The sequence below is a fragment of the Bartonella sp. HY328 genome (assembly GCF_025449335.1).
Classification (GTDB): Bacteria; Pseudomonadota; Alphaproteobacteria; order Rhizobiales; family Rhizobiaceae; genus HY038.
On the sequence record NZ_CP104883.1, the window covers coordinates 1963016 to 1989231 of the forward strand.

Annotated in this window: 37 protein-coding genes; 7 read left to right on the forward strand and 30 right to left on the reverse strand. The window is 42.0% G+C overall.

The window, feature by feature from the left end; translation table 11 throughout:
* Positions 1-3: 3 nt before the first annotated feature.
* From sufD to N5852_RS08295, 3 genes are read left to right on the forward strand one after another with little or no spacing between them, the layout of a single operon-like run.
* Positions 4-1284, forward strand: coding sequence for a Fe-S cluster assembly protein SufD (sufD, locus tag N5852_RS08285; RefSeq protein ID WP_262097364.1), 1281 nt, complete (start codon positions 4-6; stop codon positions 1282-1284).
* Positions 1285-1311: 27 nt separating this feature from the next.
* Complete coding sequence (locus N5852_RS08290) at positions 1312-2553, forward strand: cysteine desulfurase (RefSeq protein WP_410004206.1); 1242 nt, start codon at positions 1312-1314, stop codon at positions 2551-2553.
* Positions 2550-2951 carry an SUF system Fe-S cluster assembly protein gene (locus N5852_RS08295; protein ID WP_262097365.1) on the forward strand — a complete coding sequence of 134 codons (402 nt, stop codon included), beginning with the start codon at positions 2550-2552 and terminating at the stop codon, positions 2949-2951. Before N5852_RS08290 ends, N5852_RS08295 begins: the two co-directional genes overlap by 4 nt.
* 114 nt (positions 2952-3065) lie before the next feature.
* On the opposite strand, the gene N5852_RS08300 is transcribed toward N5852_RS08295, so the two are convergent.
* The 3 genes from N5852_RS08300 to N5852_RS08310 are packed head-to-tail and all read right to left on the reverse strand — an operon-like array spanning position 3066 to position 4979.
* The gene (locus tag N5852_RS08300; protein WP_262097366.1) at positions 3066-3542 is read right to left on the reverse strand and encodes a hypothetical protein; all 477 of its coding nucleotides are present in this window, start codon (positions 3540-3542) and stop codon (positions 3066-3068) included.
* Between the two features lie 56 nt (positions 3543-3598).
* Positions 3599-4024, reverse strand: a complete 426-nt coding sequence (locus tag N5852_RS08305; protein WP_262097367.1) for a hypothetical protein — start codon at positions 4022-4024, stop codon at positions 3599-3601.
* Between the two features lie 43 nt (positions 4025-4067).
* On the reverse strand, positions 4068-4979 hold the full coding sequence (locus N5852_RS08310) for a LysR substrate-binding domain-containing protein (protein WP_262097368.1): 912 nt from the start codon (positions 4977-4979) through the stop codon (positions 4068-4070).
* 112 nt (positions 4980-5091) lie between these two features.
* On the opposite strand from N5852_RS08310, the gene N5852_RS08315 reads away from it, so the two are divergent.
* A complete protein-coding gene (locus tag N5852_RS08315; protein ID WP_262097369.1) occupies positions 5092-6117 on the forward strand; it encodes a YeiH family protein in 1026 nt (341 codons plus the stop codon).
* A gap of 206 nt (positions 6118-6323) precedes the next feature.
* Here N5852_RS08315 and N5852_RS08320 read toward each other — a convergent pair whose 3' ends face one another.
* The 27 genes from N5852_RS08320 to rpsL form a co-directional block, all read right to left on the reverse strand.
* Positions 6324-6650, reverse strand: coding sequence for a DUF4424 family protein (locus N5852_RS08320; protein WP_410004256.1), 327 nt, complete (start codon positions 6648-6650; stop codon positions 6324-6326).
* Positions 6647-6997, reverse strand: a complete 351-nt coding sequence (locus N5852_RS14740) for a DUF4424 family protein (RefSeq protein ID WP_410004257.1) — start codon at positions 6995-6997, stop codon at positions 6647-6649. Before N5852_RS14740 ends, N5852_RS08320 begins: the two co-directional genes overlap by 4 nt.
* 269 nt (positions 6998-7266) lie before the next feature.
* Positions 7267-7740, reverse strand: a complete 474-nt coding sequence (gene rplO, locus N5852_RS08325; RefSeq protein WP_262097371.1) for a 50S ribosomal protein L15 — start codon at positions 7738-7740, stop codon at positions 7267-7269.
* A 21-nt stretch (positions 7741-7761) separates the two neighbouring features.
* Complete coding sequence (gene rpmD, locus N5852_RS08330; RefSeq protein ID WP_262099730.1) at positions 7762-7968, reverse strand: 50S ribosomal protein L30; 207 nt, start codon at positions 7966-7968, stop codon at positions 7762-7764.
* A 33-nt stretch (positions 7969-8001) separates the two neighbouring features.
* A complete protein-coding gene (gene rpsE / locus N5852_RS08335; protein WP_182419515.1) occupies positions 8002-8547 on the reverse strand; it encodes a 30S ribosomal protein S5 in 546 nt (181 codons plus the stop codon).
* A 157-nt stretch (positions 8548-8704) separates the two neighbouring features.
* Positions 8705-9067, reverse strand: coding sequence for a 50S ribosomal protein L18 (gene rplR, locus N5852_RS08340; protein ID WP_262097372.1), 363 nt, complete (start codon positions 9065-9067; stop codon positions 8705-8707).
* Positions 9068-9079: 12 nt separating this feature from the next.
* Entirely contained in the window at positions 9080-9613 is a 534-nt protein-coding gene (rplF, locus tag N5852_RS08345) for a 50S ribosomal protein L6 (protein ID WP_262097373.1), read from the reverse strand.
* A 39-nt stretch (positions 9614-9652) separates the two neighbouring features.
* On the reverse strand, positions 9653-10051 hold the full coding sequence (gene rpsH / locus N5852_RS08350; RefSeq protein WP_182419518.1) for a 30S ribosomal protein S8: 399 nt from the start codon (positions 10049-10051) through the stop codon (positions 9653-9655).
* Between the two features lie 14 nt (positions 10052-10065).
* Positions 10066-10371, reverse strand: coding sequence for a 30S ribosomal protein S14 (gene rpsN / locus N5852_RS08355; protein WP_182419519.1), 306 nt, complete (start codon positions 10369-10371; stop codon positions 10066-10068).
* 24 nt (positions 10372-10395) lie between these two features.
* On the reverse strand, positions 10396-10953 hold the full coding sequence (gene rplE, locus N5852_RS08360; RefSeq protein ID WP_182419520.1) for a 50S ribosomal protein L5: 558 nt from the start codon (positions 10951-10953) through the stop codon (positions 10396-10398).
* Positions 10946-11260: a 50S ribosomal protein L24 gene (rplX, locus tag N5852_RS08365; RefSeq protein ID WP_182419521.1), complete on the reverse strand. Its 315-nt coding sequence runs from the start codon at positions 11258-11260 to the stop codon at positions 10946-10948. The genes rplE and rplX overlap by 8 nt, the downstream gene beginning before the upstream one ends.
* 12 nt (positions 11261-11272) lie before the next feature.
* Complete coding sequence (gene rplN, locus N5852_RS08370) at positions 11273-11641, reverse strand: 50S ribosomal protein L14 (protein WP_182419522.1); 369 nt, start codon at positions 11639-11641, stop codon at positions 11273-11275.
* Between the two features lie 151 nt (positions 11642-11792).
* The gene (gene rpsQ / locus N5852_RS08375; RefSeq protein WP_262097374.1) at positions 11793-12035 is read right to left on the reverse strand and encodes a 30S ribosomal protein S17; all 243 of its coding nucleotides are present in this window, start codon (positions 12033-12035) and stop codon (positions 11793-11795) included.
* A 10-nt stretch (positions 12036-12045) separates the two neighbouring features.
* On the reverse strand, positions 12046-12246 hold the full coding sequence (rpmC, locus tag N5852_RS08380; RefSeq protein WP_182419524.1) for a 50S ribosomal protein L29: 201 nt from the start codon (positions 12244-12246) through the stop codon (positions 12046-12048).
* Between the two features lie 11 nt (positions 12247-12257).
* Positions 12258-12671, reverse strand: coding sequence for a 50S ribosomal protein L16 (gene rplP, locus N5852_RS08385; protein ID WP_182419525.1), 414 nt, complete (start codon positions 12669-12671; stop codon positions 12258-12260).
* Between the two features lie 36 nt (positions 12672-12707).
* Entirely contained in the window at positions 12708-13418 is a 711-nt protein-coding gene (rpsC, locus tag N5852_RS08390; RefSeq protein ID WP_182419526.1) for a 30S ribosomal protein S3, read from the reverse strand.
* A complete protein-coding gene (rplV, locus tag N5852_RS08395; protein ID WP_182419527.1) occupies positions 13418-13807 on the reverse strand; it encodes a 50S ribosomal protein L22 in 390 nt (129 codons plus the stop codon). Before rplV ends, rpsC begins: the two co-directional genes overlap by 1 nt.
* A gap of 2 nt (positions 13808-13809) precedes the next feature.
* Positions 13810-14088: a 30S ribosomal protein S19 gene (rpsS, locus tag N5852_RS08400; RefSeq protein WP_182419528.1), complete on the reverse strand. Its 279-nt coding sequence runs from the start codon at positions 14086-14088 to the stop codon at positions 13810-13812.
* A gap of 15 nt (positions 14089-14103) precedes the next feature.
* Positions 14104-14937, reverse strand: a complete 834-nt coding sequence (gene rplB / locus N5852_RS08405) for a 50S ribosomal protein L2 (protein ID WP_182419529.1) — start codon at positions 14935-14937, stop codon at positions 14104-14106.
* Between the two features lie 20 nt (positions 14938-14957).
* On the reverse strand, positions 14958-15251 hold the full coding sequence (locus tag N5852_RS08410; RefSeq protein ID WP_182419530.1) for a 50S ribosomal protein L23: 294 nt from the start codon (positions 15249-15251) through the stop codon (positions 14958-14960).
* The gene (rplD, locus tag N5852_RS08415) at positions 15248-15868 is read right to left on the reverse strand and encodes a 50S ribosomal protein L4 (protein WP_182419531.1); all 621 of its coding nucleotides are present in this window, start codon (positions 15866-15868) and stop codon (positions 15248-15250) included. The genes N5852_RS08410 and rplD overlap by 4 nt, the downstream gene beginning before the upstream one ends.
* Complete coding sequence (gene rplC, locus N5852_RS08420; RefSeq protein WP_182419532.1) at positions 15868-16593, reverse strand: 50S ribosomal protein L3; 726 nt, start codon at positions 16591-16593, stop codon at positions 15868-15870. The genes rplD and rplC overlap by 1 nt, the downstream gene beginning before the upstream one ends.
* A gap of 25 nt (positions 16594-16618) precedes the next feature.
* Positions 16619-16927 carry a 30S ribosomal protein S10 gene (rpsJ, locus tag N5852_RS08425; protein ID WP_002964363.1) on the reverse strand — a complete coding sequence of 103 codons (309 nt, stop codon included), beginning with the start codon at positions 16925-16927 and terminating at the stop codon, positions 16619-16621.
* A 64-nt stretch (positions 16928-16991) separates the two neighbouring features.
* On the reverse strand, positions 16992-18167 hold the full coding sequence (gene tuf, locus N5852_RS08430) for an elongation factor Tu (protein ID WP_182419000.1): 1176 nt from the start codon (positions 18165-18167) through the stop codon (positions 16992-16994).
* Positions 18168-18224: 57 nt separating this feature from the next.
* On the reverse strand, positions 18225-20312 hold the full coding sequence (fusA, locus tag N5852_RS08435; RefSeq protein WP_262097375.1) for an elongation factor G: 2088 nt from the start codon (positions 20310-20312) through the stop codon (positions 18225-18227).
* Positions 20313-20341: 29 nt separating this feature from the next.
* Positions 20342-20812, reverse strand: coding sequence for a 30S ribosomal protein S7 (rpsG, locus tag N5852_RS08440; protein ID WP_182419534.1), 471 nt, complete (start codon positions 20810-20812; stop codon positions 20342-20344).
* Between the two features lie 18 nt (positions 20813-20830).
* Positions 20831-21202: a 30S ribosomal protein S12 gene (gene rpsL, locus N5852_RS08445; RefSeq protein ID WP_182419535.1), complete on the reverse strand. Its 372-nt coding sequence runs from the start codon at positions 21200-21202 to the stop codon at positions 20831-20833.
* A gap of 586 nt (positions 21203-21788) precedes the next feature.
* On the opposite strand from rpsL, the gene xth reads away from it, so the two are divergent.
* The 3 genes from xth to N5852_RS08460 all read left to right on the forward strand — a co-directional run bounded on the left by xth (position 21789) and on the right by N5852_RS08460 (position 26212).
* Complete coding sequence (gene xth, locus N5852_RS08450; protein WP_262097376.1) at positions 21789-22568, forward strand: exodeoxyribonuclease III; 780 nt, start codon at positions 21789-21791, stop codon at positions 22566-22568.
* Positions 22569-23823: 1255 nt separating this feature from the next.
* Entirely contained in the window at positions 23824-24729 is a 906-nt protein-coding gene (locus N5852_RS08455) for a transporter substrate-binding domain-containing protein (protein WP_262097377.1), read from the forward strand.
* 700 nt (positions 24730-25429) lie between these two features.
* Positions 25430-26212, forward strand: a complete 783-nt coding sequence (locus N5852_RS08460) for an amino acid ABC transporter permease (protein ID WP_262097378.1) — start codon at positions 25430-25432, stop codon at positions 26210-26212.
* Positions 26213-26216: the final 4 nt, after the last annotated feature.

The following is a 26216-nucleotide window of genomic DNA, read 5'->3' on the forward strand; positions in this document are numbered from 1 at the left end:
TTTATGTCTATCATGACAAAGGCTGAATATACGTCAGCTGAAAAAGCCCTTATTGAAGGGTTAGAGACCGTTGCCGCCCAACTTCCTGGCGATGTTGGCAATGTTTTGTTACGCCAAAAAGCACTTGAAACCTTTGCCGAAAAAGGCTTGCCGTCACGTAAAATCGAAGCTTGGCATTATACGGATTTACGCACCCTATTACGTGATATCCCTGACTTTGCAAAAGATGAGGCCTTTGCAAGTGATGGTAAAACGGCTGCGCTGGAGCCAATTTTGGCAGGCAGTACAGTTTTGCCATTGATGAATGGTAAAAGCATAAATAGTGATGCACTAACAAATGCTAAACCCGTGGCTAAAGAGCTTTCATCAGGAACCATTTCCTTACCAAAGCACTTTGCTAGCGATGATGTGATTAGCCAAATCAACACCGCTTATGTAAGTGATGGTTGGTCAATTAATATTAGTAATAATGACGACGATATTAGTATTATCGAGCTTCAAAACATTGTTACGAATGGTCAATCCCATACAACCTCGCCAGTAAGTGTGGCAGCGGGTAAAAAGGCAATCATTATTGAGCGTCAACTAGGCGATGATAGCGCAAGCTTTTCTAGCGCGATTAATCGCTTAGCGGTTGAGGATGATGCTGAAGTACTTTGGATCATTATTCGCGAGCGTAACCAACAAGCCATTGAGTTTAATCAGTTTAATGCTGTTTTACAAAATAACGCCAAATTGAAACTCTATATTATCAATGCTGGCGTTAAACTATTACGCCAAGAAATCAATGTTGATCTTTGCGGTGAAGGCTCGGACTTCCAATTACGCGGTCTTAATTTGCTTAACGGACAAAGCCACACCGACACAACAATGACCGTTCGCCATTTGGTTGAAAATACCACTTCAACTGAAATTGTACGCAATGTTGCAATGGATAAAGCACGTGGTGTTTTCCAAGGTATGATCCGCGTTTCGCGTGAAGCGCAAAAGACCGATGCTCGCATGGCGTGCAATAGCCTTATTCTTTCCGATCAAGCAGAATTTGACGCAAAACCAGAGTTAGAAATTTTTGCTGATGACGTTGCTTGCGGCCATGGAGCAACTGTTACCGAGATTAACCACGACCATCTGTTTTATTTAATGGCACGTGGTGTACCTGCGTCAATAGCCAGAGGATTATTAGTTAAAGCTTTTGTTCAAGAATTAATTGAAGAGCTTGAGGACGAACCGCTTGAAGACGCATTAAAACTAACAATTGATCAATGGCTTATCAATCACTTATAATGTAAAATATAAAGTAAGGGACTTATAATGACCTTGGAAAAAGCAAGCGAGATTTTTGACGTTAATTCTATTCGCAAGGATTTTCCTATCCTCTCGCTCGAGGTTTATAATAAGCCCCTTGCCTATCTTGATAATGGTGCATCTGCGCAAAAACCACAATGCGTCATTGACGCTATCACCAATGCCTATAGTAGCTCTTATGCTAATGTGCATCGCGGTTTGCATTTTCTATCTAATGCAGCAACAGACCTTTATGAGCAAGCACGAGAAAGCGTTCGGAGCTATCTTAATGCCGCATCAAGCGATGAAATTATTTTTACTAAAAATGCTACGGAGGCAATTAATACTGTAGCCTATGGTTATGCAATGCCTAACCTAAATGAAGGTGATGAAATTATCATTAGCGTGATGGAACATCATTCAAATATTGTTCCTTGGCATTTTTTGCGTGAAAGACAAGGTGTAAAGCTAGTTTTTCTTCCCGTAGATGACGACGGTATTTTACACTTTGAAAGTTTTGAAAAGGCGTTATCACCAAGAACAAAATTTGTAGCTCTTACTCATATGTCCAATGTTTTGGGTACTGTTCCACCTGTTAAAAAAATCATTGATCTAGCCCATCAGCACAATATTCCTGTGCTCATTGATGGCGCACAAGGCGCAGTGCATTTAAATGTTGATGTGCAAGCCTTGGATTGCGATTTTTATGTTATTACCGGTCATAAATTGTATGGACCATCCGGCATAGGTGCGCTTTACGGCAAAAAATCTATTTTAGAAAAGATGCGACCATTTCAAGGTGGCGGTGAAATGATTGAGGAAGTACGGGAAGATTACATTTCCTACAACCATCCTCCCCATCGTTTTGAAGCAGGGACACCGCCGATTGTGCAAGCAATCGGCCTTGGCGTTGCACTTGACTATGTGCAAAACATTGGCCGCAAAGCAATTATGGAATATGAGCATAGGCTAACCCTTTATGCCCATGAACGTCTAAATGAAATTGATGGATTGCGCATTATTGGCAATGCGCCCAATAAGGGTGGTATTATTTCATTTGAAATGCAGGGCATTCATGCCCATGATATTTCAATGTTTGCAGATCGCCAAGGTGTTGCGTTACGCGCTGGCACCCATTGTGCACAGCCATTATTAACTCGTTTTGATGTTACATCCACCTGCCGCGCGTCACTTGCTATGTATAACACTAAAGAAGAAATTGACCAATTGGCTAACGCTCTTGAAAAAGCGAGGACTTTTTTCAGATGACCGAAAATATTGAAGAACAAAAGACAGACACCACTGCTATCAACGTGGAGGCAGCACCAGAAGCTGCAGTATCAGCTATTCCTGCTGAGGAGTTGGATCGGCTGACAGATGATATTATCGCAGCATTGAAAACAGTTTATGACCCTGAGATTCCTGCCGATATTTATGAGCTTGGTCTTATTTATCGTATTGATATTGAAGATGATCGTTCGGTTAAAATCGAAATGACATTGACCGCTCCGGGCTGCCCTGTTGCCGGCGAAATGCCTGGATGGGTTGAAAACGCAGTTAGTGCGGTTGAAGGTATTCCTTTTGTGGAAGTCACGATGACATTTGATCCGCCATGGTCACCTGACCGCATGTCTGAAGAAGCACAAGTTGCCGTTGGCTGGTATTAAATAACACAAAGCTGCATGTTATTTATTGCAACCATGCAGCTTTAAATACTTTATATAACATTTTATTTTACAACAATAATTATGGCTTTAAGTATTTGTTTGCGACAAAATAAATCATCCATATTTGCGTAAGGCATCAAGCATATAGTTGCGCCCATTAAGTGACAAGCCGACATCCCCATTTAAAATTTCCATAAAATCATCATTACGTACATAATGATTATCAATTCCATCAATAATTTGGGCATCGCCAAAAACGACATAAAACTTATTTTCATCTTGTTTCCAAATATATAGGGAAACACCTTGATATTTAAACAGTGCATTTTGATAAACCAGATCACCAAATACCTCGTCATAATCATCTATGCTATCAATTGGAAAATTTTGACTTCCTTTTTTGGAAACGAAGCCAATAACCTCACGAATTTTCTCCGCACCGCTTAATTTAAGATAATAAGACAATGTGGGCTTGTCCAATGGCATTATGGATATGCGCGATTTATAATTAAGATGAGCGATCACTTCCACATCAAGCAGCATGTCATCATCAAAGAACTTTTGTACATCTTCATCAGCATAATCTGTCATTTTATTACCTGTTTCCTTAATGTTGAAAGCTTCGCTCGAAAGACCACACATAAACGTTACTTAGCATGATATAATTTTGCGCTAAAGTCAGCCAAAATTAATTTTACAGGCAAACTACTTATCCTTGAAAGTGCGTGTATTTTTGCTATTAATTTGTCTTTGACGCAAACATCCAAATTAGTAACATCTATAGATCTTAATGCATCAATACACGCAATGGAGAGATCATCGTCAGTACCTACAAGCAACTGTAAAATGACCTGTAATTCATGTGAATTTTGCTGATAACCTAAACATTCGACAAGTCTTTGTTGCCAGAACAGAGGTTTTAAGCTGAGATTTTTTTGTAATACTTCCCAATCATTTTCACTAAATTGGCTCAATATTTCCTCAGCTTCAACAACAACCACATCTGACCAATAATCACTCGCCCAACGCGTATTGCTAAAAATTGTGATTAAATCATTAAATTTTTGATACATTAGGAACAATTTCTATTGGATTAAATTTTGTTTTACGATGTATTTAGCTATACTTCATGGATGAAATATTTTCTAGAAATTTTAACATTGCTGGACTTTGATAACGAGCTTTATTGCGCAACAAGGAAAACGGGCGTTTTTCCAACTTGAAAGGCAATACTGCTAACATATTGGCTTTAATATAATGCTGTACTACAAATTGTGATAAAGGCGCTGCATAGTTACCGGATAAAACAGCACTAAGCACTGCCTCATTAGATGGCAAAGTAAATTTAACCTTAATTTGGTCAGCATCTAATCCCGCTGTTTCAATAGCATGATAAAAGCTGCTTCTTGTACCCGATCCTTCTTCGCGCATAATCCAGCTTAATTTATAAAGCTGATAATTGATATCCTTAGTCTTCTTATCAAATTTAATACTTATTTCACTAGCAAGACGCGGTGATGTCACAACCAATAATTGATCATCCATAATGTGATCGCGCTGCACGCTAGTCAAGTGTAAATTGGTTTCAATAAATCCAATATCACAAATACCTTCTTGGACCGCACGAGCAACTTTGTCACTATTGACGATAGTAAGATCAATTGTAACAGCTGGGTATTCGTCATTAAAAGCGGACAAGAGTGGCGGCAACCAATAATTGGCAATTGTCTGGCTTGCATAGAGTATTAAACTACCACGACTTAGGCCCGACAATTCTTCTAATAGACGTTCAGTCATCGCAGCACGTTGTAAGGTGGAGCGCGCCTCCTCCAAAAATACCTTACCAACTTCAGACAATTTAATTTGCCGCCCTACCCGATAAAACAGCGCCAAATTGAAATTATTTTCCAAATTATGAATAGATGTTGATAAAGCGGAAGGTGTTAAACGCAAAGCATTAGCCGCTTGCGTTAGATGCTCTCGCTCGGCAACCGCCACAAAAATCCGTAATTGCTCTAGTGTTATCATGACAACCGTTCAATTAAATTTAACAAATCATAATATTTTTTAAAATAGACTAAATAATAATTTTGCTTATTGATAGGGATTAATAAAAAAAAATTTAAAAGTAGTATCTATTATGAGAAATTCACCCACAGACCTTATATTCCGCTTTTTCCCCGGCATCGCCTTATGCTGCGTTATCTCTGCGGCAAGTTTTGGCCTCCAAGCGGTTGGACAATTATTTTTTGGCCATTATTTTCCTGAAGCGCTGGTATTGGCAATTATCCTAGGTGTTCTATGTCGCAGTATTTTTAATTCTGCGCAATTTCCCGCCTTTAAGCGTTTTGATGAAGGCATTGGCTTTTCGGCTCATTTTTTGCTTGAGCTGGCAGTTATGCTCTTAGGCGCATCGATTTCTACAACCATTATCATGCAAAGCGGCTTACAAGTATTGTTAAGCGTTGCTGTCGTGGTCTTCCTTTCCATTTGCATATCCTATTGCATCGCTCGCGCACTTCGCTTGTCGTCCACCATATCACTTCTACTTGCCTGTGGTAATTCCATATGTGGTAACTCGGCTATTGCAGCAGTAGCCCCAGTTATTGGTGCCAAAAGTGATGAAATAGCTCCATCCATTGCCTTTACTGCTGTGCTTGGTGTTCTCGCCGTGTTATGCTTACCTTTACTTGTCCCTATTTTGGGCTTTAGTGATCATCAATATGGTATTTTTGCTGGCATGACTGTTTATGCTGTACCACAAGTGTTAGCAGCAACTGCACCAATTTCCGCCATCTCTGTCCAAACAGGTACAATTGTAAAGCTCATTCGCGTACTCATGCTTGGACCCGTTATTTTTATCATTAGCCTTATTAAGGGTAGCAGCCAAGCCCAAAAGACACCTTTGTCGCGTATGGTTCCTTGGTTTATTATTGGCTTTATTGTACTTGCACTTATCCGTTCACTCGACTTTATCCCAACTTTTGCCCTCACACCGATTAATATGACGACGGTCATCTTAACTAATATTTCCATGGCTGCCTTAGGCCTTGGTGTAGATATTCGTGCCCTCGCCCGTTCTGGTGCGCGTGTTATTTTTGCGGCATTTCTATCATTGATTGCACTATGCACTTTGGCGTTTATTGTTATATTTAATGTCTTGTAAAAGGATTTTTAGCCGAAATTTGAGACGGCAATAAATTATCAATACTACCTCATAAACCACTTTTATCACAACTAGAGATGTCCAACTAAGATGCTTTATCATTTTAAGCTAACTATGAGTTATTTTTGAAATTTTATTGCTTTAAAAATCGTGTTGACCAACGAATCATAATAGCTTTGGGTGGCATAAAGTTGGTTTTTCGCATTTCAAATTGGGTTGGTGAAATTTTTTTTATTGTCACCGCAAAAACTGACTAAATTATCCGCTTTTCCCTTATCAACTACTAAACGAAAACTACCAATTTTTCCTAGACTATCCGCTGGAGAAAACTCCAAATATTCATCGTACCAAAATGTATATCCATCAGTATAACGTTTTTTTAAAGCGGGCAAAAATTCATCTTTAATACAGTATTCATTATCATATTCTATATTGTCAATTCCGCCAAAATCCAATCCTGTGCCCGGCATATATTGTAAAGCAATCTTTACTTCTTTATCAACTCTAAGTCTATGTGACCAGAAAAAAGCTATTTACTCAATGCAACTATGTTTTCCGTCAATACAGTCCCACCACTTCCATTCAATTTAATCCTCGTAAACGATGGATAGATTTCGACATCATTATTAAAAAAAAGAAAATCACGTGGTTTTGAATACTCAACTCCGGGAAATAAATTTACTTCTGGCAGTGTAAGTTTAACTTCAGTTAAAATGTCACTCTTCCCTACATTTTTAAATATATAGGTGCATTTTACTAACCCAACAGATACATAAAAATCTTGCAATATTACCTCAATATCTTCGGCGTTAACAAGAGTCAGTCCGCCTGCTTCATTACCGAGCGCCGCGAAAGCATTTATTGAGTAAACTGCGTTCACCCATGACAAACAAAAATACAAAAATACTTAATCACCTTCATGTAAGCCCCAGCAACCAATTTGCAAATTTCCGTCTGAACAATGATATTTAAATCGCTGACGACTTACAGAGCGACTATGGCATAATAACCAATTTACGAAATTTAGATGCATTTATTTAATTATTAGAAATTGCAACTATTTAAAATTGCGTGCCCCTATTATAAGAACTAAAAAAGCCGGATGGAAATTCCACCCGGCTTAATCACATACCTAAATTTGAAACAATCTTATTCAGCAGCTTCTTTAGTCAATACTTTAACCGAACCACCAGCTTTTTCAACCTTTTCAACTGCGGCTTTAGAAGCGCCAGCAATTTCAAAAGAAACTTTGCCAGTCAATTCACCATCAGCAACAAGACGAACACCGTCTTTAACGCGACGAAGAACGCCAGCAGCTTTCAAAGCTTCTACAGTAACAGCTTGTTTGCCATCAAGTTTACCTGCATCAATTGCAGTTTGAACACGACCAAGTGAAACAACATTGAAGTCTTTTGCAAAAATATTATTAAAACCGCGCTTTGGCAAACGACGGTAAATAGGCATTTGACCGCCTTCAAAACCATTGATCGCTACACCTGAGCGGGATTTTTGACCTTTAACACCGCGTCCAGCTGTTTTACCAGAACCAGAACCGATACCACGGCCAAGGCGCTTGCGGGCTTTAGTCGCGCCATCTACGTCGCGTAATTCATTAAGTTTCATAACTCTCTCCTGCCCTTGTTATCAAGCCTCATCCACAACGCGGACGAGATGTTGAACCTTGGCAATCATGCCACGTACTGCTGGGGTATCCTGCAATGTACGACGACGGTGCATTTTATTAAGACCAAGACCGATCAACGTTGCACGTTGTTCAGCCGGACGGCGGATTGGGCTACCAGTTTGTTCAACCGTTACCATCTTGCCGTTCTGAGATTTTTTCTCAGCCATTGTACTATTCCTTTTTATCAAGCCGTAAGGCTATTATTCTTCTGTACCAACAAGACTTTGGCGACGCGCTTGCAAAGTCGAATATTTAACGCCGCGCTGCGCAGCTACATCCTTAGGATGCATCTGGCGCTTCAAAGCATCAAATGTTGCACGAACCATGTTGTATGGGTTTGAAGAACCAAGCGACTTAGCAACAACGTCTTGCATGCCAAGTGTTTCAAACACTGCACGCATTGGACCACCTGCAATGATACCAGTACCAGCTGATGCACTACGCAACAATACTTTACCTGCACCATGACGACCTTCAACATCGTGATGAAGGGTACGACCTGAGCGAAGTGGAACAAAAATCATTTCACGCTTTGCAGCTTCAGTTGCTTTACGAATTGCTTCAGGTACTTCGCGAGCTTTACCATGGCCAAAGCCTACGCGGCCCTTTTGATCGCCAACAACAACAAGCGCGGCAAAACCAAAACGACGACCACCTTTAACAACTTTAGCAACACGATTAATGTGAACGAGCTTATCAACAAACTCGCTATCACGTTCTTCGCGATTACGTTCTTTCTGTGCCATTCCTAATTCCTTTTTCTTTTCCGGAAGCACTATACAAACCTTGTAATTTGACAAGGCACTAAATGCACACTGCAAGCTCTAAAATTGGGAAACCCCAACAAGCTAACAATATGAACAAATCTAAGGCGCCTAGCAAAAAGCAAGGCGCCTCAAAATATTAGAAGCTTAAACCGCCTTCACGGGCAGCTTCAGCAAGAGCCTTAATACGACCATGATAAATATAAGCACCACGATCAAAGACAACTTCCTTAACACCAGCTTTTGCAGCACGTTCAGCAATTAATTTGCCTACTGCACTGGCTGCACTGCAATCTGCACCACCTTTGATAGTGTTTTTTAGATCACCATCAAGTGTAGATGCCGCAACAACTGTATGTCCGCGCACATCATCAATGATCTGCGCATAAATATTCTGATTCGAGCGATGCACACTCAACCGTAAGCGGCCATTAGCGACCAATTTAATCTGACGGCGAATGCGATAAGCACGACGCTGTAGAACTTCTTTACGCGAAGCCATAACGCAGATTCCTTATTTCTTCTTGCCTTCTTTACGGACGATACGCTCACCAGCATATTTGATGCCTTTACCTTTATAAGGTTCTGGACCGCGATATTCGCGGATCTCAGCAGCAACTTGTCCAACCTTTTGTTTATCAATACCAACAACAACAATTTCCGTTGGCTTAGGAACGCTAACCGTAATATCGGCTGGCACTTCATAAACAACTTCATGGCTGAAGCCGAGAGAAAGCTGAAGGTTTTTGCCCTGCATAGCAGCACGATAACCAACACCATTTATTTCTAGCTTCTTTTCGAAGCCGTCCTTAACACCCTGCAAGATATTTACAAGCATTGTGCGGGACATACCCCATTTTGATCGGGCATCCTTGGACGCATCACGCGGTGTTACAGTTAAAGCATTATCTTCAAGCTTAACTAGAACTTCGTCGTTAACAACAAATGATAATTCGCCTTTAGCGCCTTTTGCCTTAACAACTTGTCCTTCGACCGTCGCGGTTACACCTGCAGGAACCTGAACGGGTTTTTTTCCAATACGAGACATTGTTCAACCTGTCTTTCCTGGGTTAAAGCTAATACCACATCAGAAGATGCGGCAAAGAAGCTCTCCACCTACATTCTGTTCACGAGCTTCATGATCGGCCATCACACCTTTTGGCGTTGAAAGGATATTAATACCCAATCCGTTAGCCACATGAGGAATAGACTTAACCGAAACATAAACGCGGCGACCCGGTCTTGATACGCGTGAAATCTCACGAATCACCGGCATACCTTCGTAATACTTCAATTCGATTTCGATTTCAGATTTACCGTTATCAAAATCACTTTGGGTATAACCACGAATGTAACCTTCTGACTGAAGAACATCAAGAACGCGAGCGCGAAGCCTTGAAGCAGGAGTTACAACTTTCGTTTTACGGCGGCCGATCGCATTGCGAATGCGTGTCAACATATCACCGAGAGGATCTGATACAGACATATCTTATCTCCTTCTTACCAGCTAGACTTGACAATACCTGGCACTAAACCAAGTGAGCCAAGTTCACGCAATGCGATACGTGACATTTGCAATTTACGATAATAAGCGCGTGGACGACCTGTCACTTCACAACGATTGCGAACACGAACTTTCGCTGAATTACGTGGAAGCTCTGCAAGCTGAATGGTGGCTTTAAAACGCTCATCAAGCGAAACAGACTGATCCATAACAACAGCTTTAAGCTTTGCACGACGATCAGCATATTGCTTAGCCATCTTCTGACGACGCTTATTTTTTTCTACGGCACTAACTTTGGCCATTTCTATACCTCGCTACGCTTGCCGTTACGACCGGAATGGGAAGTTGAATGCGCGTAATAATTCACGTGCTTCATCATCCGTATTAGCCGTCGTACAAACGATAATATCCATGCCCCAAATTTGATCTACTTTATCATAGTTGATCTCTGGGAACACAATGTGCTCCTTGATACCCATAGCGAAGTTGCCACGACCATCAAAGCTTTTCGGGTTGAGACCACGAAAGTCGCGAACGCGCGGCAATGCAATAGTCACAAGACGATCTAGGAATTCAAACATGCGATCTTTACGCAAAGTAACCTTTGCACCTAAAGGCATATCTTCACGAACCTTAAAGGTCGCGATAGAATTGCGAGCACGCGTAACAACAGCGCGCTGACCAGCAATGAGAGTTAGATCTTCAGCAGCAATACCAGGCTTCTTTGAATCGCCTGTAGCTTCACCTACACCCATATTCAAGACAACCTTGTCTATGCGTGGAATCTGCATTTCATTTGCATATTTGAATTTTTCGAGAAGCTCCTTACGGATCTCTTCACGATATTGCTTTTTCAAGCGCGGTTCAATTTTTGTATCAGCCATCGATCAGATCTCCAGAACGCTTAGCAACACGGACCTTACGACCATCAGCTTCCACACGGAAACCAACACGAGTAGGCTTACCGTCACTTGGATCAGCAATAGCGATATTAGACAAATTAATCGGCGCTTCCTTAGAAACAATACCGGCTTCCTGAGTCTGCGTCTGACGCTGATGACGCTTCACCATATTAATACCGCGAACAAGCGCCGTATTTTCTTTAGGGCTTACCTTGATAACTTCGCCACTTTGACCTTTATCTTTCCCAGTCAAAACTACGACTTTATCCCCTTTACGAATTTTTTGCATTTGTACCGCTCCTTAAAGCACTTCGGGAGCAAGCGAAATGATTTTCATATGGTTCTTCGCGCGAAGTTCGCGTGGAACCGGTCCGAAAATACGCGTACCGATTGGCTCTTTTTTGTTATCAATGATAACAGCAGCATTTTTATCGAAACGAATAACACTGCCATCGGCGCGACGAATATCCTTAGCGGTACGAACCACTACTGCCTTCATCACGTCACCTTTTTTAACGCGGCCGCGCGGAATAGCTTCCTTAATAGAAACGACAATAATGTCGCCCACAGAAGCATATCTCCGCTTCGAACCGCCCAGCACCTTGATGCACATGACACGACGGGCACCGGAATTGTCCGCAACGTCGAGGTTTGTTTGCATCTGAATCATGACTGGCCGCCTTCTTTTATGTTGTAGTCCCGGACGCCATACAGCATCCTGACTAGCCTGTCAAACCACGATTTAAACATTTTCATGAATAAGCGAAAAAAGGTTGCGTATAACGCACCCTTTTTTACACTTTACACAATAAATGCGCTAATTATTTTGTTGCGCTGTTGTTAACAACGACCCAACATTTATCTTTTGAAATTGGCGCTGATTCTTGAATTGAAACAAAATCACCAATTTTGTACTGATTGTTTTCATCATGCGCTTTATACTTCTTAGACTGACGAATAGTCTTTTGAAGAAGCGGATGAGAATAACGGCGTTCGACCTTGACTACAATAGTCTTGTCGCTCTTGTCGCTAACGACAACGCCCTGCAGAATGCGTTTCGGCATGATCTATTCCTTATGCCTTGCTATCGGCCGCCTTCTGGCGGGCAATTGTTTTAATACGCGCGATGTCACGGCGAACCTCTTTCACGCGCGCGGTCTTTTCCAACTGGCCTACAGCTTTTTGAAAACGCAGATTGAACTGCTCTTTCTTAAGCGAAGCCAATTCTTGATTAAGCTGGTCGAGCGTCTTGGCCCGAAAATCAGCGGCTGTCATCGCAGAACCCTTTACTCAGCAATACGCTGGATGAAACGTGTCTTAATTGGAAGCTTTGCAGCTCCCAAACGAAGAGCTTCACGTGCGATTTCTTCAGATACGCCATCAAGCTCAAACATGATACGACCAGGGGCAACGCGAGCTGCCCAATAGTCTACACTACCTTTACCTTTACCCATACGAACTTCGGTTGGCTTAGAAGTAACCGGAAGATCTGGGAAAATACGGATCCACACGCGACCAGCACGCTTCATATGACGCGTGATGGCACGACGGGCGGCTTCAATCTGACGCGCAGTTACGCGCTCAGGCTCAACTGCCTTCAGACCGAAAGCACCAAAATTCAATTCCGTTCCGCCTTTTGAATTGCCGTGAATACGACCTTTAAACTGCTTACGGAACTTTGTGCGCTTGGGCTGCAACATTGTTCTTTACTCCAAAAATCTCTGTTTTACCGTCAATCAAGCGTTGTCGCGACGACGGTTCGACGGAGCACCCTGACTATCGCTTTCAAGAGCGCGGCGTTCAGAAGCCATTGGGTCATGTTCAAGAATTTCGCCCTTGAATACCCAAACTTTAACACCACAAATACCATAAGCGGTTTCGGCTTCAGCTGTACCATAATCGATATCTGCACGCAATGTATGCAAAGGCACACGACCTTCACGATACCATTCCATACGAGCGATTTCAGCACCACCTAAACGACCGGAACAGTTGATACGAATACCTTCTGCACCCAAACGCATAGCTGACTGAACAGCACGCTTCATAGCACGACGAAATGCAACGCGGCGTTCTAACTGCTGAGCAATCGATTGAGCAATCAAAGTTGCATCAACTTCTGGCTTACGGACTTCAACGATATTCAAAGACGCATCAGCGTTAGTCATATCGCTTAACTTGCGGCGAAAACGCTCAATATCTGCGCCTTTTTTACCGATAATTAAACCGGGACGTGCAGCATGAATGGTGACGCGGCATTTTTTATGAGGACGCTCAATAACAATCTTGGCAATACCAGCAGTCTTGAGTTCATTCATCAAATACTTACGGATCGCGAGATCTTCATGCAACAGCTTACCATACTCACCAGTATTTGCAAACCAGCGTGAATTCCATGTGCGATTAATACCGAGACGAAGCCCGATGGGGTTAATCTTCTGACCCATTATGCAGCCTCCCCTGTTGCAGCGACTTCACGCACCACAATGGTAAGATGCGAGTATGGCTTTTCTACACGGCTTGCACGACCGCGACCGCGAACGTGAAAGCGTTTCATTACGATTGACTTACCTACATGTGCTTCAGCGACAATCAACGAATCTACATCAAGATCATGATTGTTTTCTGCATTTGCAATAGCAGACTCTAGAGTCTTCTTTACAGTTGCAGCGATACGCTTACGCGAGAAGGTCAAATCCGCCAGTGCCGTATTGACGTTTTTTCCGCGGATCATGGCAGCAACCAAATTTAATTTTTGGGGACTGACACGGATTGTACGAGTAACTGCTTTAGCCTCGTTATCTTTGAGCTGGCGCGGAGCCTTGGCTTTGCCCATTCTTATTTCCTCTTCGCTTTTTTGTCCGCACCATGACCATAATAGGTCCGGGTCGGAGCGAATTCGCCGAATTTTTGTCCGACCATTTCCTCGGATACGGAAACAGGAACGTGCTTGTTACCGTTATATACACCAAAGGTCAAGCCCACAAATTGCGGCAAAATAGTGGAGCGACGGCTCCACATTTTGATAACTTCATTACGACCACTCGCGCGTACCTTCTCAGCTTTCTTGAGAAGATAGCCATCGACAAACGGTCCTTTCCAAACTGAACGAGCCACTTTAGACTACCTCTCTTATTTCTTACGCTGATGACGTGAGCGCATGATGAACTTATCAGTCGCTTTATTCGAACGCGTACGTTTACCTTTTGTTGGCTTACCCCAAGGTGAAACCGGATGACGGCCACCAGAAGTACGACCTTCACCACCACCGTGCGGATGGTCAACAGGGTTCATAGCAACACCGCGTACATGAGGACGCTTACCGCGCCAACGTGAACGACCGGCCTTACCATCATTGATATTACCATGATCGGCATTAGATACTGCGCCAACTGTTGCAAAACAGCTACCTGAAACCAAGCGTTGTTCACCTGAATTCAAACGCAAAATAGCCATACCTTGATCGCGGCCAACAAGCTGGGCGTAAGTACCAGCAGAACGGGCAATTTGACCGCCCTTGCCTGGCTTCATTTCCACATTGTGGATAATTGTACCAACTGGCATCGCGCTAAGTGGCATTGCATTACCAGGCTTTACGTCAACGCTAGCGCCGGCAATAACCTGATCTCCAACAGCTAAACGCTGTGGTGCAATGATGTAGCTCAACTCACCATCCTGATAACGGATAAGTGCGATAAAGGCTGTACGATTAGGATCATATTCTAAACGCTCAACGGTTGCTGGAACTTCGCGCTTTAAACGCTTAAAGTCCACAAAACGGTATGTACGCTTATGACCACCACCTTGGAAACGAACGGTTACCCGTCCAGTATTATTACGACCGCCTTTTGAGGAAAGACCTTGGGTCAAAGCCTTCACAGGCTTTCCCTTATAAAGACCTGACCGGTCAACAATAACAAGCTGACGCTGGCCTGGCGTGGTCGGATTGAAATGCTTAAGTGCCATTATTCCTACTCCACGGCCTCTTATAGACCGGTCGATACGTCAATTGTCTGACCTTCAGCCAATGTGACAATCGCTTTTTTGACATCGCTCTGGCGCCCGACAATGCCACGGAACCGCTTAACCTTACCCTTACGGACAAGTGTATTAACAGCTACTACTTTTACGCCAAATAGCGCTTCGATTGCAGCTTTAATTTCTGGTTTCGTAGCCTTAGGGGCAACGTTGAATACAACCTGATTATTTTCTGAAATCAGGTTGGACTTCTCGGTAATAACCGGACTGACGATCACGTCATAGTGTCTAAGATCCGTCATTTAAACCGCTCCTCAAGGGCTTCAACTGCAGCCTTGGAAAGAACAAGCTTACCACGACGCAGAATGTCATAAACATTAATGCCCTGAACCGGCAACACATCAACATTTGGAATGTTTGATGCAGCGCGGCTGAAATTAACATCGATTTCAGATCCACCGATGAGCAAAGCGTTTTGAAGACCTAGATTTGCAAATAAGCCGGTCAAAACTTTAGTCTTTGCATCTTTAACTGCAAGCTCGTCAATAATGATAAGATCATTATTTTTTGCCTTAGCCGAAAGAGCATGTTTCAAACCAAGCGCACGAACCTTTTTAGGAAGATCATGAGCATGAGAACGCATAACTGGGCCATGCGCTTTACCACCGCCACGAAACTGTGGAGCACGTGCGGAATGGTGACGAGCGCGACCTGTACCTTTTTGTTTGTACATTTTCGCGCCGGTACGGGAAACATCAGCACGAGTTTGCGCTTGATGAGTACCTTGTTGACGACGAGCAAGCTGCCAACGAACAACACGCTGAAGAAGATCTTCGCGTGGCTCAAGACCGAATACTAAATCCGATACATTGAGCTTGCCGGCTTCGCTGCCTTCAAGTGTAGTAATATTGAGATCCATTATTCGGCTCCCTCAGCTGCGGGTGCGGCAACTTCAGCTGCTGCATTACCTGACTGGCGTAGAGCTGCAGGCTTTGGTGCATTAGCAGGAAGAGCATGCTTTACGGCATCACGAACAAGAATCCATGCGCCCTTTGAACCAGGAACTGCCCCACGAACAAGAATAAGTCCGCGAGCAAGATCTGTAGACACAACTTCAATATTCTGAGTGGTGATACGTGTCTGGCCCATATGACCAGCCATTTTCTTACCCTTAAAAACTTTACCCGGATCTTGACGCTGACCAGTAGAACCATGTGCACGGTGAGTGATGGAGTTACCATGCGATGCACGATGACCACCAAAATTGTGGCGTTTCATAACACCAGCAAAACCCTTACCGATGGAGGTACCGGTTACGTCAACTTTTTGACCCGGAACGAAATGTTCTGCAGTAATTTCCGCACCAACATCCAGAAGATTTTCTGGAGTTACGCGGAACTCTGCCAATTTTGCTTTAGGTTCAACCGAAGCTTTGGCAAAATGACCACGCAATGGCTGCGTTGTATTTTTAACCTTAGCAAGGCCTACACCTAATTGAACAGCGGTATAGCCGTTTTTATCGACTGTACGCTGTGCGATAACCTGACAATTCTCCATACGAAGAACAGTAACAGGCACATGCTCACCTGCATCATTATAAATGCGGGTCATGCCCAGCTTTTGTGCAATTACACCTGAACGCATTGGATTTAATCCTTCCGTCCCAAGCTTAAAGCTTGATCTCGACATCAACACCAGCAGAAAGATCGAGCTTCATAAGAGCATCAACTGTCTGTGGAGTTGGGTCAACAATATCAAGAAGACGCTTATGGGTGCGCATTTCAAACTGCTCACGGCTCTTCTTATCGATGTGTGGCGACCGGTTAACCGTGAATTTCTCGATCCGTGTTGGAAGAGGAATAGGTCCACGTACATTGGCGCCGGTACGCTTGGCTGTCGAGACGATCTCTCGTGTCGACGCGTCAAGGATCCGATGATCAAACGCCTTAAGGCGAATGCGGATGTTCTGACCGTTCATTATTATAGTTCCTTGTTATGCGGAACACTTCACAAGGAAGTGTTCCTCAACGAAATTTTGCCAATTATTCAATGATTTTCGCTACAACGCCCGCACCAACGGTACGACCACCTTCACGAATAGCGAAGCGGAGCTTCTCTTCCATTGCGATTGGAACGATCAAAGCTACATTCACAGAAATATTATCACCAGGCATAACCATTTCTGTACCTTCAGGAAGCGTAACAATACCTGTCACGTCTGTTGTACGGAAATAGAACTGAGGACGATAATTTGTGAAGAATGGAGTATGGCGACCGCCTTCTTCCTTCGTCAAAATGTAAGCCTCAGCTTGGAATTTTGTATGAGGTGTTACTGAACCTGGCTTTGCCAAGATCTGACCACGCTCGATACCTTCACGATCAACACCGCGAAGCAACGCACCAATGTTATCGCCAGCCAAACCTTGATCAAGAAGTTTGCGGAACATTTCAACGCCAGTAACAGTGGTTTTTGAAGTTGGACGAATACCGATGATTTCAACTTCTTCACCAACTTTAACAATACCACGCTCAACACGGCCAGTCACAACAGTACCACGACCTGAAATTGAGAACACGTCTTCAATTGGCATCAAGAAAGGCTGATCAATTGGACGCTCTGGCGTTGGAATATAAGCATCAACTTCGCTCATGAGAAGACGGATTGCATCTTCACCAATGGTCTTGTTGCTGTCTTCAAGTGCTGCAAGAGCTGAACCCTTAACGATAGGAATTTCATCGCCTGGGAAATCATATTTTGAAAGAAGTTCACGAACTTCCAATTCAACAAGCTCAAGAAGCTCTTCATCATCAACCTGATCAACCTTATTAAGGAAAACCACGATTGCAGGAACACCAACCTGACGAGCAAGAAGAATGTGCTCGCGGGTCTGTGGCATTGGACCATCTGCTGCAGAAACAACAAGAATAGCACCATCCATCTGAGCCGCACCGGTGATCATGTTCTTAACATAGTCAGCGTGGCCTGGGCAATCAACGTGAGCATAGTGACGGTTTTCTGTCTCATACTCTACGTGTGCAGTTGAAATGGTGATACCGCGTGCCTTTTCTTCAGGTGCAGCATCAATCTGGTCATAAGCGCGAAACTCACCAAAATATTTGGTGATCGCAGCTGTCAAACTGGTTTTACCATGGTCAACGTGACCAATTGTGCCGATATTAACATGCGGCTTATTACGTTCAAATTTGCTCTTAGCCATTTGAGCTCTCCGTATAATGCCCTAAGGCAATGTTTAAAACTGTAACGCAATCAGCGATTACGCATATTTCTTTTGAATTTCCTGAGCGACAGCTGCAGGAACAGGCTCGTAATGATCGAACTGCATAGTATATTGTGCACGACCCTGACTCATTGAACGGAGTGAATTAACATAACCGAACATATTTGCCAATGGCACATTTGCATTAACAACTGTTGCAATACCACGAGCTTCAGTACCTGAAATCTGACCACGACGGGAATTCAGATCGCCGATAACATCACCAACGTAATCCTCGGGAGTTACAACTTCAACCTTCATGATTGGTTCAAGAAGCTGAGCGCCTGTCTTCTGAGCACCTTCACGGAATGCTGCACGAGCAGCAATTTCGAAGGCAAGAACAGAAGAGTCAACATCGTGATAAGCACCATCAATAAGTGTTGCTTTAACACCAAGCATAGGGAAGCCAGCAAGCGGACCTGCACCCATAACGCTATCAATACCTTTTTGAACACCAGGAATATATTCCTTAGGAACAGCACCACCAACGATCTTTGATTCGAAGATGAAGTCATCACCATCATGAGGTTCAAAAATAATCTTAACGCGAGCAAACTGACCAGAACCACCAGACTGTTTTTTATGAGTATAGTCAATTTCTGCTGCACGAGTGATTGTTTCACGATATGCAACTTGTGGCTGACCAATATTTGCTTCAACCTTAAACTCGCGACGCATACGGTCAACAAGAATATCAAGATGAAGTTCACCCATACCAGCAATAATTGTCTGACCTGATTCTTCATCCGACTTAACGCGGAATGATGGATCTTCAGCTGCAAGACGATTAAGTGCGAGACCCATCTTTTCTTGGTCAGCCTTAGTCTTAGGCTCAATTGCAATCTCAATAACTGGCTCTGGGAATTCCATACGCTCAAGAATAACAGGCTTCAATGGATCACAAAGAGTGTCGCCAGTCGTTGTTTCTTTAAGACCAGCCAAAGATACGATATCACCAGCATAGGCTTCTTCAATATCTTCACGCGAATTGGAGTGCATTTGCAACATACGGCCAATACGCTCACGCTTACCTTTAACGGTATTCTCGAGAGAAACACCCTTAGTCAATTTACCGGAATAAATACGGCAGAAAGTCAAAGAGCCAACGAATGGATCGTTCATGATCTTGAACGCAAGCATGGAAAGCGGAGCTTCGTCTGAAGATTCGCGACTTGTTTCAGTCTCAGTTTTAGGATCGATACCCTTAATCGCAGGAACATCAAGCGGTGAAGGAAGAAAATCAACAACACCATCAAGAAGCGGCTGCACACCCTTATTTTTAAAGGCAGAACCACAGAAAACAGGATGAAACTCAACAGAACAGGTACCACGACGAATGAGCGAACGAAGCTCATCATTTGTAGGCATTTTACCTTCAAGATATGCTTCCATTGCAGCTTCATCAACTTCAACAGCAGCTTCAATCAATGCTTCACGATACTCAACAGCACGATCTTTAAGATCATCAGGAATCTCGACTACATCCCAAGCAGCACCAAGCTGTTCGTTCTGCCAGATAAGCGCCTTCATTTCAATAAGATCAACAACGCCAGCAAATTCACTCTCAGCACCAACAGGCAACTGCATAACAACAGCCTTTGCACCAAGACGAGTCTTTACCATTTCTACCGAACGATAGAAATCTGCACCGATCTTATCCATTTTATTAACAAAGATCATGCGCGGAACATTGTACTTCTCAGCTTGACGCCAAACAGTTTCAGTCTGCGGCTCAACACCAGCATTCGCATCAAGAAGAGCAATAGCACCATCTAGAACACGCAATGAGCGCTCAACTTCAATGGTAAAGTCAACGTGACCTGGAGTATCAATGATATTAAAGCGACGCTTCTTACCATCACGACCTTCCCAGAAAGTGGTTGTAGCAGCAGAAGTAATGGTAATACCACGCTCTTGCTCTTGCTCCATCCAGTCCATGGTCGCAGCACCATCGTGCACTTCACCAATTTTATGCGATTTACCGGTATAGTACAAAATGCGCTCAGTGGTAGTTGTCTTACCAGCATCGATATGCGCCATAATACCAAAATTACGATAGTCTTCAATTTTAAATTCGCGGGCCATTTTCTCTGCCTTTGATTAGAAATGCCGAATTACCAGCGATAATGGGAGAATGCACGGTTAGCTTCAGCCATACGATGCGTATCTTCACGCTTCTTAACAGCAGAACCACGATTATTGGAAGCATCCAACAATTCACCCGAAAGACGATCAATCATTGTTGTCTCATTACGCGAACGAGCCGCATTGATAAGCCAACGAATTGCCAAAGCTTGGCGACGATCTGGACGAACATCAACAGGAACCTGATATGTTGCACCACCAACACGGCGTGAACGAACCTCAACATGAGGAGAAACATTTTCAAGAGCCTGATGAAACAAAGCAACAGGCTCTGATTTTGCCTTAGCTTCAATAGCATCCAAAGCGCCATAAACGATACGCTCTGCCACAGACTTCTTACCGTCAAACATAACGGCATTCATGAATTTTGTAATAACCAAATCACCAAACTTTGGATCTGGATTAATTTCGCGCTTTTCAGCTTTATGACGACGGGACATATTATCGGTCTCTCAATCTTACTTCGGACGCTTCGCGCCATACTTGGAACGGCGCTGCTTACGATTCTTAACACCCTGCGTATCAAGAACACCACGAATGATGTGATAACGCACACCTGGAAGATCCTTAACACGACCCCCACGAATCATCACAACAGAGTGCTCTTGAAGATTATGCCCCTCACCAGGGATATAACCGATAACCTCAAATCCATTCGTTAGACGCACCTTAGCAACCTTACGAAGAGCCGAGTTAGGCTTCTTTGGGGTCGTTGTATAAACACGTGTACAAACGCCACGCTTTTGCGGATTGGCCTGCAAAGCAGGAACCTTATTACGCTTCACCGACGCTACACGCGGCTTGCGGATCAACTGGTTTACGGTAGGCATTGAACCTTCCTCTACTAAAAACTCTTCAAATAACCCAAAAGGGCTGCTTCACACATGCAAAAAAACCGGACACAACCACAACTGCAGCTCGCCCGACAAAAACAGAGGAAGCCAGAGGCTTCATGCAATGCATGCACATATACAAATTATGTAAAACCAACCCTGTTTGAAGCTAATTTCTTAGCAAGACGCCTAGAAAAAGGCCGCTTCACATTGGTTTAGATGGGCTTCTGATACATGGATTATAGCATCGCGTCAAGTGCAATATGTGTAAAACTCGGCTTTTTTTGCGTATTTTCTCGTTTTTTTTCAGCTTTTATTATAAAACTGAAATATGGTTAATGCGAAGTTAAGGTGATTTATGGTTTTTGAATAGAATATCGTAATAGCGAGTCGATTTTCACAAAAGCAAGAAAATAAGTAAGTATCATAATTAAGCCAATAGTCATAATTTTACGGCGCAAAAGCGCTTCCCCTTGGCAGTGATTAATGGCGTGATGTAGTAAATTGGGCTTGCTCTTTTCTGGACATGCGCTTTAAAATGCAACTACAATAATATACCGCCCCACAAAATGGTAAGGACGCTATGAAAATCGCAACTTGGAATATTAACGGCGTAAAAGCGCGAATTGAAAACTTACTTGTTTGGCTAAAGCAAGATTCACCTGATATTGTGTGTTTACAAGAAATAAAAAGTATTGATGAAGCGTTTCCACGTTCGCAGATTGAAGATCTTGGCTACCATGTCGAAACTCATGGCCAAAAAAGCTTTAATGGGGTGGCTTTATTATCAAAAAAATCGCCCGACGAAGTACTGCGCGGACTGCCCGGCAATGATAGTGACGAGCAGGCTAGATTTATTGAGGGGGTATTTTCAACTGCTACCGGCCCCATCCGTGTTGCTAGCCTATATTTACCTAATGGCAATCCTGTTGATACGGAGAAATATCCTTATAAATTAGCTTGGATGGAACACCTTGCAAACCTTACAAAAGAAAGACTTACCTTTGAGGAACCCTTCATACTTGCCGGCGATTATAATGTTATCACCAATCCAATTGATGCAAAATCACCTGAAAAATGGATAAACGACGCCTTGTACTTACCACAAACAAAAGCTGCCTTTCGTAAAATTATCAATTTGGGCATGCAAGACGTTATTAGAATGGCAACTAATGATCCGGTTTATAGTTTTTGGGATTACCAAGCTGGTGCATGGCCGAAAAATGAAGGTATCCGCATTGATCATTTTCTAGCCTCACCAGAAGCAATTGATAAAATAACTGCCTGCGGAATAAGCAAAAGCCTCCGCGGTTGGGATAAACCGTCGGATCATGTTCCCGTTTGGATTGATATCAAAGACTGATAAAAGCAGACAATATTTTGCTTGACGGCAACACGGTTAAATAACTGACTCCCCCAAAAAATTGCATTATTGTTGCAACTTAAAGACGAAAAACACCCAAAAGCGCATAAATTTATAGGTCATTTTAGAGTCTGGCTTATTTGACAACCCAATACCACCCAAACAAATATCGTAACTGCTTTACATAAAACCTTAAACAGAAACGGAAAAGGGCGCGAAAACTCCAAAAAATATTGCTCCAATAACAAATTTATAGATCAATCGAACAAGCGCCCTTCTCACCCTCGTAGATGAGTATATTGAATTTATTTCTGTATTTAGAAGTAAAAAGTGGCTATTGAAAAAAAACTACAAATAACGGTAGCGATATTGAGATATCGTTAGTTGTAAAGATACGAGATAAATATCAAAAAGTATTAATACCAAACGCATTAATATAAACATCCCGCAAATTTGGCTATGCATAGATATATCATTTTATCACGATATTATCGATGATGAAGTTTCAAAAGTAAGAATAGATTTTATAGACATTCAAAAATTGCCCATTTATACCCAATTCAACCATATCTTCGGGCTGATTTAAAGATATCAGTAAAGCGCGGGATAAATTAAAATCACAACCAATAAAATCCAGTACACAAACAAAAATTTATAAAAAATGTGAATAAAAATTTAGATTGCCATCAGCTTACATAACCAACTAAATTGTCTATGACATTAAAAACTTAGATGTAAATATTGAGATAAAATATATTAATCTCTATGAATAAAACTTTGACATAAATGTATAAGATTAATAGCGGTATCAATGGAAAAATTTCAACGCTACCCCAAACACCTAATGTAAGACAAGTAAAAAACTTACAGAAAAACAGCACTCTATCACAGTTTTTACAAAGCTATTTAAGCAGGCCGTTTCTGAAAATTACCATTGGCAAACATTATTTACACATTACAACAAAAAGCAACCATTCTTACACTTCATGTTTATGCGCAGATTGGTTACAATCCGCTTAACACAACAATATCCTATAATTACAGATAAATGGTTATATTTTAGCCGTCCACCTCACCTATATCAACAAATTATAATATTATTTATCTGCTTAAGTGCATGATATTTAGCACTAGGGCGTATTTATTTTTTTTAAAGGGCTTATTTTTCTTTCGTAAATGTGCCACTATTTTTTCAAAGGTCATTCGCCTTTGGAACAAAATGATAACGTCGATCGTCATATTTAGGAGGAAATTCATGAAAAAGGCATTTATCGCCTTTGCTGCTACTGCCCTATTTGGCCTTAGCGCTGCGGCACAAGCACAAACTGCCGACACACTTGAAAAACTTAAGCAAACAGGTGAAGTCACCTTAGGTGTGCGCGAATCTTCTGGCCTTGCTTACACAATTGGCGCAGGAAAATATGTCGGCTTTCATACTGAAATGGCCGAACGTATTGTTGATGATATTTCCAAAAAAATTGGTAAGCCTCTAAAAATAAAGTACCTGCCAATTACTTCAGCCAATCGCATTCCGCTCGTGCAAAATGGTACCTATGATTTTGAATGCGGCTCAACCACCAATAATCGTTCACGCGCAGAAGAAGCTTCATTTGCTTATACTACTTATGTAGAAGAAGTTAGAATTGCGGTTAAAAAAGATTCTGGGATTAATTCGATTAACGACCTTAATGGTAAAACCGTTGCTACCACTACTGGAACGACCTCTGTGCAGACCTTGCGCCGCAACCAACGAGCTGAAAATATTCGTTTTAGGGAAATGCAGGGCAAAGATCACGCTAATAGCTTTATTTTGTTAGAAAGCGGGCGTGCCGACGCTTTTGTTATGGATGGCTCCATTCTAGCTGCCAATATTTCTAAAGCTAAAAATCCTGCCGACTTTAAAATTCTAGATGAAGTCCTATCTGTTGAGCCAATTGCATGCATGTTACGCAAGGGTGACGATAATCTTAAAAAAGAAATTGATGAAAGTATTGTGCGTCAGGTAAAAGATGGATCACTTGAAAAGCTTTATAATAAGTGGTTTTTGGAACCAATTCCTCCAGCAAATGTTGTCGTAAACCTTCCACTTTCTGCAAGTACCCGCAATGCATGGGACCACCCTAACGACAAGCCTATGGAAGATTATCCAGAAAACAAGTAACACCAATTCATCGCTAAAAGGCAGCTTACACTGCCTTTTAGTAAAATATTAAGAAAAAGGAATATCTAATTGTAATATACAACAATATAGCTTTAAAGATTAAATAGAACGATAAAAATTGAGGCTGATAATATACTGGTTTATTAGCCTTTGTAAAATAATCGCTGTGATTTTATAATACTTTTCAAAGCTATTGACGAACTTTCAATTGAATAAAACGAAGTTTTTCCGAGATTGTCGTTTTCCTAAAATATTACAGTTAACTATTATGTGGTTTTATTTTAATTAAAAGGTGTTACTCCCAAGCATTTTAGCGTTGAAATTATTGTGCTTGCAGGTCCTCATTTTGAGTATATAGACCTATGCATGTTGACATTGATAAACAACATGAAGGATATTGATAAACCGCATTACAATGGGTTTACGGTTGTAGTTTTAGGTGAGTTTATCACGCAATAGCAACCGATTAGCACTTTTTTGGATGAAAAGTGTGATCGTATTTTACGTTTTTGGGCAAATAATTAAGTCCTTTAACGCGTTTAAACATTATTTTTATAGCGTTGGTTACTCCAAACCTGGCACTCATAAAGAGCGATAAACCCTATAAAATCAAAGTAATATAGTGTTTTATTCTTATAAAACATTATGGAATATCAGAGTTAAAAATGAAATTTCGTTTTTAACATAGTGGAGCAGCTCAATGGCGCTTGATTTTAGTTTTTTATGCAAGGATACGACTGATCCGATATCTATCGCACCGACCATACCTGGTTGCTTTGGTAATTACGAAGACTTTACACAAACTTATCTAGATTCTCTGTTGGGAAGTTTTCTAAATACCATTTTGTTATCTGTGGGCGGTCTCATTCTTGCTGTTATATTTGGCTTTCTAATTGGTACGATAAGAACATTGCCTAATAATCCAATATTAAGATTTTGGGCATCTTGCTGGGTAGAGATCTTTCGTAACATTCCTATTTTGGTTCTTGTATTTATTTGCTATTTTGTATTACCCTATATAATTATCCCACTTGGTGATTTAGCAAATAAATACGAATATTTTGGTCTTGTCTTAGTGATATTGGCACTTGGATTTTTTACCTCAGCTCGTATTGCCGAACAAGTACGCGCAGGTATCGCCGCCATTCCAACAGGGCAAAGATATGCGGCACAGGCTTTAGGATTTACAACATTCCAAACCTATCGCTACGTTTTGTTGCCACGAGCACTGCGTACTATTATGCCGCCACTGACTTCAGAATCTATGGGAATTGTAAAAAACTCTTCTGCTGCAATGGGCGTTTCAATCGCAGAGTTAATACGTTACCTTAATAATACGATTGAATTGACCAACCGAAATTATGAAGTTTTCATTATCATAACCGTCCTTTATGTCATTTTAGCTTTAGTGGTATTCTTTATAATGTCTATGCTTCAGCGATATTTGCGCATTCCTGATAATGATACAAATGGAAGGAATTAATAAG